The organism is Chryseobacterium sp. 1B4, from assembly GCF_036631475.1.
In the GTDB taxonomy this organism is placed as follows: Bacteria; Bacteroidota; Bacteroidia; order Flavobacteriales; family Weeksellaceae; genus Chryseobacterium.
In genome coordinates this window covers 68,651-80,093 of record NZ_JAPNUF010000004.1, presented here as the reverse complement: position 1 = coordinate 80,093, position 11,443 = coordinate 68,651, and the positions used below count along the sequence as shown (strand labels likewise).

General features: G+C 37.9%; 5 protein-coding genes and 6 pseudogenes. 9 read left to right on the top strand and 2 right to left on the bottom strand.

The window, feature by feature from the left end; all coding sequences use genetic code 11:
• From OWR28_RS03585 to OWR28_RS03570, 4 genes and pseudogenes are all read left to right on the top strand, one after another.
• Positions 1-1,180: pseudogene (locus OWR28_RS03585) on the top strand (RagB/SusD family nutrient uptake outer membrane protein); the annotation flags it as partial.
• A gap of 91 nt (positions 1,181-1,271) precedes the next feature.
• Positions 1,272-1,820: pseudogene (locus OWR28_RS03580) on the top strand (SusE domain-containing protein); the annotation flags it as partial.
• A 242-nt stretch (positions 1,821-2,062) separates the two neighbouring features.
• Positions 2,063-2,233, top strand: coding sequence for a hypothetical protein (locus tag OWR28_RS03575; RefSeq protein ID WP_332385523.1), 171 nt, complete (start codon positions 2,063-2,065; stop codon positions 2,231-2,233).
• A gap of 159 nt (positions 2,234-2,392) precedes the next feature.
• Positions 2,393-4,546, top strand: a pseudogene (locus tag OWR28_RS03570) (glycoside hydrolase family 97 protein).
• A gap of 128 nt (positions 4,547-4,674) precedes the next feature.
• Here the strand turns inward: OWR28_RS03570 and OWR28_RS03565 are convergent.
• Both OWR28_RS03565 and OWR28_RS03560 read right to left on the bottom strand, forming a co-directional pair.
• A complete protein-coding gene (locus tag OWR28_RS03565) occupies positions 4,675-4,881 on the bottom strand; it encodes a hypothetical protein (RefSeq protein WP_332385522.1) in 207 nt (68 codons plus the stop codon).
• Between the two features lie 20 nt (positions 4,882-4,901).
• Entirely contained in the window at positions 4,902-5,603 is a 702-nt protein-coding gene (locus OWR28_RS03560) for a sterol desaturase family protein (RefSeq protein ID WP_332385521.1), read from the bottom strand.
• Between the two features lie 202 nt (positions 5,604-5,805).
• Here OWR28_RS03560 and OWR28_RS03555 point away from each other — a divergent pair.
• The 5 genes and pseudogenes from OWR28_RS03555 (at position 5,806) to OWR28_RS03535 (ending at position 11,256) form a co-directional block, all read left to right on the top strand.
• Positions 5,806-7,660 (top strand): annotated as a pseudogene (locus OWR28_RS03555) (glycoside hydrolase family 13 protein).
• A gap of 9 nt (positions 7,661-7,669) precedes the next feature.
• Positions 7,670-8,188 (top strand): nuclear transport factor 2 family protein, encoded by a 519-nt coding sequence (locus OWR28_RS03550; RefSeq protein WP_332385520.1) that lies wholly within the window; start codon positions 7,670-7,672, stop codon positions 8,186-8,188.
• Positions 8,188-9,605 (top strand): annotated as a pseudogene (locus OWR28_RS03545) (MFS transporter). The gene OWR28_RS03550 and the pseudogene OWR28_RS03545 overlap by 1 nt, the downstream one beginning before the upstream one ends.
• 335 nt (positions 9,606-9,940) lie before the next feature.
• Positions 9,941-10,668 (top strand): annotated as a pseudogene (locus OWR28_RS03540) (pirin family protein).
• Positions 10,669-10,704: 36 nt separating this feature from the next.
• The gene (locus tag OWR28_RS03535; RefSeq protein ID WP_332385519.1) at positions 10,705-11,256 is read left to right on the top strand and encodes an NADPH-dependent FMN reductase; all 552 of its coding nucleotides are present in this window, start codon (positions 10,705-10,707) and stop codon (positions 11,254-11,256) included.
• The last annotated feature ends 187 nt before the right edge of the window (positions 11,257-11,443 follow it).

The following is an 11,443-nucleotide window of genomic DNA, read 5'->3' as shown; positions in this document are numbered from 1 at the left end:
GTAATGAGTTCTTAAGGAATGTTACAGATGAAAAATTAGCATCCAATAATATTACTGGAGACAATCTGACTCAGGCAAAATTGATGAGAGCAGAAGCACGTTTCCTGAGGGCCCAGTCATACTACCATGCGATTGACATGTTCGGAAATGTTCCTTTTGTAGATGAATCATACTTACCGGGATCTGTCAATCCGCCACAAAGGATAGAAAGAAAAGCATTATTTAATTATATAGAGTCTGAATTACTTGCTATAGCAGGAGAGTTAAAGGATCCTAAAACAAATGAGTATGGCAGAGCAGATAAAGCTGCTGTTTGGGCACTGTTGGCAAAATTATATTTAAATGCAGAAGTATATACGGGAACCCAAAGAAATACAGACTGTATTACATACTGTAACAAAGTGATTGCAGCAGGATATTCTTTAAAACCGAAATATGATGATCTGTTTCTTGCTGATAATAATATCAATAACCCGGAGCAGATTTTAAGCGTAAATTTTGACGGAATCAATACACAAACCAATGGGGGGACAACTTATCTTGTCCATGCTGCAATAGGTGGTGATATGAAAGCTGCTGACTTTGGAGTGAATGGCGGATGGAGTGGCTTAAGAACTACAAAAGCATTTGTTGGACTGTTTCCAACTAATGGAAGTGATAAAAGAGGAAGGTTCTTTACTGCCGGACAGAATTTAGAAATTAATGATCTAGGATCATTCACAGATGGTTATGCTTTTATCAAATTTAAAAATGTTAAAAGTAACGGATCTGTTGGTGCTCATACCAACTGGGTTGAAGCTGATATCCCGTTATACCGTTTAGCTGACATTTATCTGATGTATGCTGAAGCTGTGTTGAGAGGAGGCGCTGGCGGTAATCAGGCAACAGCAATTGGTTATATTAACCAGCTGAGACAACGTGCTTATGGAGATACAAGCGGAAACGTTTCTTCTATCAATCTGAATTTCATTTTAGATGAGAGAGCCAGAGAATTATCCTGGGAAATGACCAGAAGAAGTGATCTTATCCGTTTCAACAAGTTTACAACAGGAGATTATTTATGGCCATGGAAGGAAATGTGAAAAATGGTAAAGCCGTAGAAAGCTATAGAAATCTTTTCCCGATCCCAGCGAAGGATATTGTAGCCAATCCTAATCTGATTCAGAATCCTGGATATTAATTTAAAATCCTGTTAAAAATGAAAAATTTGTTCAAAATATTAGCCTTAGTTTTTACCGGACTACTAGTTTTCCTGTGAAAAAGATGAAGATCAGGCGGTTATTAATGAAACATCAGCAGGTAAAATATCAGCTGATAAAAGCGCGGTTATCCTTAATGAGCTTAATGCCAATGATGCCATAATCACTTTTACATGGACCAAACCCACCTTCAATATTGCTGTAGTTCCTACTCAAAAAGTAGAATTCGGAATCAAAGGTGATGGCTTCAAAAAAAGTGCGGTCATAGATTTTTCGAATGATTTGACATCAGGTGTTGTAACTAACGCAGCAATGAATGCCGCAATGTTTTCTATCGGGGCTGTTCCAGATGTAGTAAATGATATCGAGGTAAGATTGAAAACCTCTGTAGGATCAGCAGCTTTTTACTCTAATGTAATCGCGCTTAAAGTAACACCTTATACTCCAAATCCGGATTTGGTATATCCTAAGATCAATGTTCCTGGTAGCTATGCTGGAGCAGCTGGTTATGCAAACTGGACTCCGGCCAACTCACCGAATTTGTTTTCTCCTGGAAAGAATGACGAATACAGAGGATTTATTTGGATCAATACTGTTGCTGGTACTGAGGATGGAAAATAAAATTTGCGATCAACCAGGACTGGCCGGGAAATAAAGGTGATGATGGAACCAAGACAGGAAAACTGAAAGCGGATGGAGATAATATAAAAGCGCCAGCTGCAGGAACGTACTATATTAAGGTAAATTGGGCTGCAAATACCTATTCTTCAGTTTTAGCAAACTTCGGAGTTATCGGGGATGCAACACCTACGGGATGGGGATCGGATACGGATTTTGTATACAATCCTGCAACCAAAACGTTTGTGATCAATTCAATTGCATTATCCAATACCGGAGTATTTAAATTCAGAGCCAATGATGATTGGGCAATGAAGTTCCAGCCAAAAGATGCAGATCAGACTTTGGTTTCCGGAACAGCTGTTCAGTCTTATTTAAGTTCAGAGAATACAGTAACAAGGAGATCCTGCATATAAAGTTTCGCAGGCAGGAAATTATAAAATTGAACTGGATTTACACAATTCAGCATACTACAAATTAATCGTTACTAAATTGTAAATCAAACTAAACTAAAAATAAAGCAAAGTGCTGCTTTACCGCAGCACTTTATTTTTTTAAGTTAATAAATAGTCATTATGAAGAAAATTACAGTTGGAGCACTTTTGCTCTCAATGATGTTTACAGGTGTGAAAGCCCAATCTTTAAAATCTCCGGATGGGAAGTTCGAAATGAATTTCCAGCTGAAAGGAGGAATACCTTACTACAACCTGAAATACAATGGTGCGGTAGTGGTTGAAGATTCTAAATTGGGATTGCGATTATTTAAAGACACAGCTATAAAATTCGCTTCTGAGATTGCCAAACCAGAAGATGCAAAATACGATCTGAACAACGGTTTTGCAAAGACAGATGAAAAAGAGATTCCAAAAATGAAACCTGGCAGCCGGTTTTAGGGGAAAAGAAAAATTATATCAACCATTATAATGAGCTGGCAGTTACCTTGAATCAGGCTTCTACGGACAGAAGTATTGTGGTAAAGTTCAGATTATTTAATGATGGGCTTGGATTCCGGTATGAATTCCCGCAGCAAAAAAATCTTAACTATTTTGTGATCAGAGAAGAAGATTCTGAAATCGATTTTCCTACCGATATGAAGGCATGGTGGATCGTGGCAGATTATGACTCTCAGGAATATCAGTACCAGGAAACAAAAGTATCCGAGATTCCTGCAAAATGGGATAAAGCATATGATGCAAATGCCTCCCAGGCATTGGTGAAAAACGCAGTTCAATCTCCGTTGATGCTTAAAAAGAAGGAAAAGAACCTTTGTATATCAACGTTGCTGAAGCAGCTGTATTGGATTATCCGGCTTCTCATCTTGAAGTAGATGCGCAGAATTTTAAATTCAAAACCCACTTAACAGCTGACAGACAAGGAGCGAAAGGATATATTCAGACCCCATCGGTAACTCCGTGGAGAACAATTATTGTAGCGCCGAAAGCAGAGCAGGTAATGGATTCCAAAATGATCTTTAACCTTAATGAGCCTACAAAATATACCGACACTTCCTACATTCATCCTACAAAATACATGGGTGTCTGGTGGGAAATGATTATCGGAAAATCACAGTGGGCGTATTCTACTGCTGAAAATGTTCATTTAGGTAAAACAGATTTTACAAAGCTGACTCCAAACGGAAAACATGCAGCCAACAATACTAAAGTTAAGGAATATATTGACTTTGCAGCAGAAAACGGATTTCAGGGATTACTGATCGAAGGTTGGAACATCGGTTGGGAAGACTGGTTCGGACATTCAAAAGAATTCGTTTTCGATTTCATTACACCTTACCCTGATTTTGATATCAAAATGTTGAATGAATATGCCCATTCAAAAGGGATTAAGCTGATCATGCACCACGAAACTTCAGGTTCTGCAACGAACTATGAGAGATGGGCAGACAAAGCGTTCCAGACAATGAAAAAATATGGATATGACGCCGTGAAAACCGGATACGTAGGAGATATCATTCCTAGAGGAGAACATCATTATTCTCAATGGACCATTAATCATTATTATAGAATTGCTGAAAAAGCAAATGACTATAAAATCATGGTTAACTCACATGAATCTGTACGTCCTACAGGAGAAAGCCGTACCTATCCGAACTATATTTCTGCAGAAGCAGCCCGTGGAACAGAGTATGAAGCATTCGGAGGAAATAAGCCTGATCACCAGACGGTTCTTCCTTTCACAAGATGGATGGGAGGCTCTATGGACTATACACCGGGAATTTTCCAGACGAAGCTGGATTATTACTTCCCGGAGATAACCGTTTTGTAAAAACTACACTGGTAAAACAGCTGGCGCTTTATGTAACCATGTATATGCCGCTTCAGATGGCTGCGGATCTTCCTGAGAACTACAAAAAACATATGGACGCATTCCAGTTTATCAAGGATGTGGCAGCAGATTGGGATGATACAAAAATCCTGGCCGCTGAACCGGGTGATTATGTGGTGACAGCAAGAAAAGCAAAAGGTACTGAAAACTGGTTTGTGGGAGGTATTACCGATGAAAATAAACGTGACTATACAGTAGACTTCTCATTCCTGGATAAAGGAAAGAAATATGAAGCAACAATCTATGAAGATGGAAAAGACGCTGATTATATCGATAATCCTCAAAGCTATAACATCTACAAGAAAGAGATTACAGGTAAATCAAAAATTAATTTTAAAATGGCAAGAAGCGGCGGTTTCGCAATTTCTATCAAGCCGGTAAAATAATTTTTAAAATACACTAAGGTGCCCCGGTTCATTGATTTTTTAATGTTCCGGGGTATTTTTTAGTTATTTATCCTCTGCCTGTTGAATGAGTTGGGGATATTGCTCCTCAGATTCGGATAACTGTTCTTTTACCTGAACCGGAATCTGAACTTTTTCTTTTCTTTATATTCTTTCTGATACTGTTTCACCGTTTTTCCGGTTCCGTCATGCCGCCATCCCGGTGAATAAAAAAGGTACTTGATACGATCTTTGAAAGAAATCCCCGGCTGTCTGAGATCTTTTCCTATTCTCCGCCATTCATAGAATAAGGTAGTTGCCGGATCTTTTGACTCCATTTTAGGATAAATACCGTATTTTACAGGAACTTCAGGATCTTCTTTTCAAATGTCCCGAAAATTTTATCCCAGATGATCAAGCCCATTCCCATATTACGGTCCAGATATTTGATATTACACGCATGATGTACCCTGTGATGAGACGGAGTAACAAGGATATATTCCAGAAATCCCATACTTTTAATGGATTGCGTATGAACAAAAGTACCATAAATCTGTATGGAAGAATAAGCCACCAGAATATGCCATGGATGAAAGCCCATAAACGCTAACGGAGAGAAAAACAGATATCTGTATAATGGCTGAAAGACAGGACTTCTGAATCCCGTGCTGATGTTGAAATAATCAGAATTATGATGTGTAATATGTACCGCCCAGAAAACTCTGGAATGATGATCTACATAATGATGAACATAATACGCAAAGTCCTGGGCGAGGAATACTGCAATCCAGTACCATATTCCCTCTTGCCAGTCGAAAAGCCGGTGTTGGTAAAAAAACATCATAACGAATAAGGAAAAACCTTTCATGATAATGTCTAATCCGTAATTAAGCAAGGCGAACAGGACGTTTGTTGCGACATCTTTGGTTTCATAGATTTTTTCCTTATTAAAGTGGCTGTAAGCCATTTCTATGAAAATAATAGCAGCAAACACAGGAATGGTCCAGGTGTAAACAACATCCGGCCCCTCTGTTTTGAACATATTACTGAAATCTAACATTTTTTCTATAAAACTAAAAATAAAAAGGAGTTAAAACTCATTTTAAATATGAATTTTTGTAAAAAAGTTAATTATTCTTTGTGGAATTCGAAATGAAGATGTTTAATCTTGACATTTTCATAGGATTGAAGATCAAAAAACAGGGTTTCCTACATATTTTTGAATGTGTATATGAAAATTTAATGCTAAATTGAACACTAATATGAAGACAATATATGCAGCATTCGCCCTTTCGATAGCTTCTTTAGCTTTTTCCCAGAAAAATCTGGAAAGAGTGGAGCCGGCTTTCTGGTGGAAAGGGATGAAAAATCCTGAACTTCAGATTCTTGTTTACGGGAAAGAAGTAGCCAATCACGAGATTGCGCTTTCAGATGGAGTACAGATCAAAGACATCCGAAAAGTGGATAATCCCAATTATGTTTTTGTTACAGTGGATACCAATGAAATAAACGTCCCGAAGTTTATTATCAATATTAAAAAAGATAAAAAGAATCTTGGATCATATACCTATGAATTAAAACAAAGGAATCCCGGATCTGCCAACCGCGAGTCTTTTACTTCAAAAGACTTCATGTATCTGATCATGCCGGACCGCTTTGCCAATGGCGATGAAAAGAATGATTCAAAACCGGAACTTACTGAAAAGGCAAACCGAAGCCTACCCAATGGCAGACATGGAGGAGATCTTCGCGGAATTATCAACAACCTTGATTATATTCAGAATCTGGGTGCAACAGCGGTGTGGCTTACTCCTGTGAATGAAGATAACGAAAAAGTATACTCCTATCATGGCTATGCCCAAACCGATCTGTATAAAATTGATGGCCGCTACGGAACCAATGAAGATTATAAAACATTATCCCAGGAGCTGAATAAAAGGAATATGAAGCTGGTGATGGATTATGTAACCAATCACTGGGGCGGATCACACTGGATGATCAAAGATCTGCCTTCCAAAGACTGGATACACTGGTTTGATGAAGGAGAAAAAGGATTTAAACGTTCCAACTATAAAACAACCACACAGTTTGATACCAATGCCTCTGATATTGATACAAAATATGCATTGGACGGATGGTTTGATACGACCATGCCTGATATCAATCAAAAAAATCCGCTGGTCCTGAAATACCTGATTCAAAATGCAATCTGGTGGATCGAATATGCTGAACTGGGAGGATTCCGTGTAGATACTTATCCCTACAATGATAAAGGAGCCATGGCAAAATGGGCTAAAGCAATTACTGATGAATATCCGAAATTCAATATTGTAGGAGAAACCTGGCTTTATACGGCTGCGCAGATTGCCGCCTGGCAGAAAAATTCAAAGATCGGAGCGATAGAAAATTATAATTCAAACTTACCATCGGTGATGGATTTTATGCTCTTTGAAAATATGCCTAAAGCTCTTAAAGAAAAAGAAAGCTGGGATAAAGGGATGATCAGAATTTATGACTCCTTTACCAGCGATTTCCTGTATCCGGATATCAATAATACTTTGGTCTTCTTTGAAAATCATGATACCGAAAGATGGAATGAAATCTTTAACGGGAGTCCGGAAGCTTACAAAATAGGACTTGCACTAATCTCAACGGTAAGAGGAATTCCACAAATCTATTACGGATCAGAAATAGGAATGCGTGGAAATAAGAAAAAAGAGGAGATGCAGATATAAGAAAAGATTTTCCTGAGGCTGGAAGTCAGATAAACAGAATGCTTTCAATTCATCTACTCTGACTCAGAAACAGAAAGAATTTTTACGGTTTACTCAAAAATTACTGAACTGGAGAAAAGGTAAGGAGGTAATTCATAGTGGAAAAACTAAAAATTATGTTCCTCAGAAAGGTGTTTTTGTTTATTTTCGATACAATGAAAAAGAAAGTGTAATGGTGGTTATCAATAATAAAAAAGATCAGACATTAGATTTGAAAAGGTTTGCAGAATCACTTAACGGATTTACAAAAGGAAAAGACGTTATTTCAGGAAAAGAGATTTCATTACAAAACAGTATGAACATTCCGGCAAAAACTCCATTGATTATTGAACTTGAAAAATAATTATTATATATGAAAAAACTAACGACTGCTTATACACTGATCCTTTTTTTACTGGGATTTTCTTTACTTACAGCACAGTCGAAAACAGGATTTGAGAAAGAAAAATCGGAAATCAGTACCATGCTTGATACCTTCAATGCAGCTGCGGCAAAGGCAGATTATAATGCCTATTTTAATCTGTTTGCGGATGAATCGACCTTCATCGGAACAGATGCCACCGAAATCTGGGATAAAAAAGCATTTATGGTTTGGGCAAAACCTTACTTCGACAAAAAGAAAACCTGGAACTTTAAAGCTCTTAAAAGAAATATTTATTTCAGTAAAGATGGAAAACTGGCGTGGTTTGACGAATTACTGGATACCCAGATGAAGATCTGCAGAGGCTCCGGAGTGGTAGAGAAAATCAACGGAAGCTGGAAGGTAAAACAATATGTTCTTTCTGTGACGGTTCCTAATGACGTAGTAGATAAAGTCGTTACAGAAAAAGCACCTATTGAAGATGCATTAATTCAAAAACTGAAATCATAATGGCAATAATGATGGGGAAAAATGATACTGGAGCAGCAGGGAAAAGAATAAAACCCGACTTATCGATGCTCCAGATTATTAATATGAGTATGGGATTTATGGGAATCCAGATGGCATTCGGATTACAGAATGGAAATGCAAGCCGTATTCTGGGTAACTTAGGAGCAGATGTTCATGAATTATCCTGGTTCTGGCTGGTGGCTCCTATTACAGGACTCATTGTTCAGCCTGTTATCGGCCATATGGGTGATAATACATGGAGTCCGCTGGGTAGGAGAAAGCCCTATTTCCTGATTGGCGCTGTCTTGTGTGCGATAGGATTGATTTTACTTCCCAATGCAGCTTCTGTTACTCAGATGTTTGCCGCCAATGCACTTTTGTTGGCCGTAATATTTCTCGCCATGATGGATGCTTCGGTGAATATTGCCATGGAGCCTTTCCGGGCTTTGGTGGGAGATATGCTCCCGAAACATCAGGGAACAATAGGATTCTCAGTGCAAACCATTCTGATAGGAATCGGAGCGGTGTTAGGATCATATCTCCCGGATTGGTTAACAAAAATGGGGATTTCCAATGAAGCACCGGCAGGATTTGTCGCGGATAATGTGATTTATTCCTTTTACATCGGTGCAGCATTGCTTATCATATCAATTCTGTATACCATCATCACAACCAGAGAATATTCTCCACAGGAATTTGCTGATTTTGAAGATGGAAAAGAAGCAGAAAAACAGGAATCTAAATTTTCAGATATTTTTAAAGACTTTGCAGCAATCCCCCGCAGATGAAAAAGCTGGGAATTGTTCAGTTCTTTTCATGGTTTGCCTTATTTACGATGTGGGTTTTTACAACCAGCGCACTGGCCACCCATCATTTTGGTCTTTCTCCGGAAGATACCCATTCCAAAGCATTTAATGATGCCGGAGATCTCACCGGGAAACTTTTTGGAATGTACAATCTCTGGGCAATTCCGTTTGCCTTTTTATTGACGCCAATTGCTAAAGTTATTGGTAAAAAGCAGACACACGCTTTAGCTTTATTGTGTGGAGGGTTGGGGCTGGTTTCAATGTATTTCATTAAAGATGTCAACAATTTATGGATCTCTATGATCGGATTAGGCTTTGCCTGGGCAAGTATTTTGGCTATGCCTTATGCCATGCTTATTGAGGTCATTCCACAAAGAAAAATGGGCGTTTATATGGGAATATTCAACTTCTTTATTGTGATTCCGCAGATCATCAATGGTCTGTTCGGAGGTCCTGTCGTAAGCGGAATTTTTGGAAAGCAGGCCATGGATTATGTGGTAGTAGGAGGTGTCTGTATGCTCATTGGGGCTATAGTTACCATGATCTTTATTAAATCTGAAGATGAAACCCCTAAGGAAATCGAAGAAGAAATCAAGCAGGTACATTTTTAAAAATTAAATAATTTTAAATATCAATAGGAGCGGGCTTTAGCCCGCTTTTCTTAATTATTCATCAATTGGCTTTAGCCAAAACTTAAAATTTATCCTTCATATACTTATTTGTTTTTTGATCTTCAGAATATATAATCTCCCGCAGGTTTTCACAGATAACACGGATGTTTGCACTTAAAGCTGAAAGAACCGCGTCTTTGTGTATTTTTTTAGCTTTCACAACCCTTTTATTTTTCGCATTCTTGCTGTTTTTACCTCCAAATTTCCATTCTTAACCTACATCAACTATTTAAACACCTGCATGCCGTACATTTGTATCATAAATAATCACAGAAATGAAAACAGTATATCATAAAGCAGACTCAAGAGGCCATGCCAACCATGGATGGTTAAATTCTTATCATACATTCAGTTTTGCCAACTATCAAAACAGAGACAGAACTCATTTTGGAGTTTTAAGAGTATTAAATGATGACACCGTTTCTCAGGGAATGGGTTTTGGTACACACCCGCACAAGGACATGGAAATTATTTCAATACCTTTGGAAGGAGACCTGGAACATAAAGATTCCATGGGAACTACTGCGGTGATCAGAAAAGGAGAAATCCAGGTAATGAGCGCCGGAACCGGTGTTATGCACAGCGAGTACAATAAAAATAAAGATGAGGAAGTAAAATTCCTCCAGATATGGGTTTTCCCGAAAGAACTTAATGTTGAACCAAGATATGATCAGAAAAGTATTAAAGAAGGAGAAAAGATCAACGGATTTCAGCAGATTTTATCTCCCAATAAAAATGATGACGGAGTCTGGATTCATCAGGATGCATGGTTTAATCTGGCCAACTTTAAAAAAGGAAACGGTAAAAATTATATGCTCAACAAAAAGGAAACGGAGTGTATGCATTTGTTCTGAAAGGAAGTGCAAAAATAGGGGACCGTGTTCTGAACGAAAGAGACGGATTAGGTATCTGGGACACTCAGAGCTTTAATATAGAAGCCGTGGAAGACACTGAAGTATTATTAATGGAAGTACCGATGGAATTGCCGTCTTATCTTAAATAAAAACTAAATTTGTAATCTTAAAAATAAACCTCACATATGAAAATTTTAGCAATAGCAGGAAGTAACTCAGAAGTTTCAATGAACAAACAGTTGGTAGCTTATGCATCAACATTATTTGAAAATGCAGAAGTAGAAGTGATCGATTTAAATCCTTTCGAAATGCCTATCTACAAACATGAAAGAGAACTGGCTAACGGTGTTCCTCAGGAAGCTCATGATTTCGCAGCAAAAATTGACGGTGCTGATGTATTACTGGTTTCTTTAGGTGAACACAACGGAACGTATTCTGCAGCATTCAAAAATGTATTTGACTGGGTATCCAGAATCAAAGACAGAACGGTTTGGAATGAAGTGCCAATGCTATTGATGTCTACATCTCCGGGAGGCAGAGGCGGAGCAGGAGTTTTGGAAGCTGCATCAAAACGTTTTCCTTTCCACGGAGGAAATGTGGTGGATACTTTTTCACTTCCTTTCTTCAATGATAACTTTGATAAAGAAACTCAGAAAATCTCTAATGAAGAGAAAATCAATGAATTAAAAGAGAAAGTTAAGAAGATTTCGGCTATTGAAACCATCCTTGAAAAATAGAATTTGAATATTCATTTAAAATTACTATTTTTGCAAAAAGAAAAGAGATGAAAATTCAGACCTCCTATAAACAATGTTTTTCTCATAAAGGGAAAGTTGTGGACTCTGAAATTCTGAGATAAAATAACGGCCGATAATCTGAAAAGATTGTCGGCTTTTTTGTTTTCTAAAATTGAGTATAAAAGTA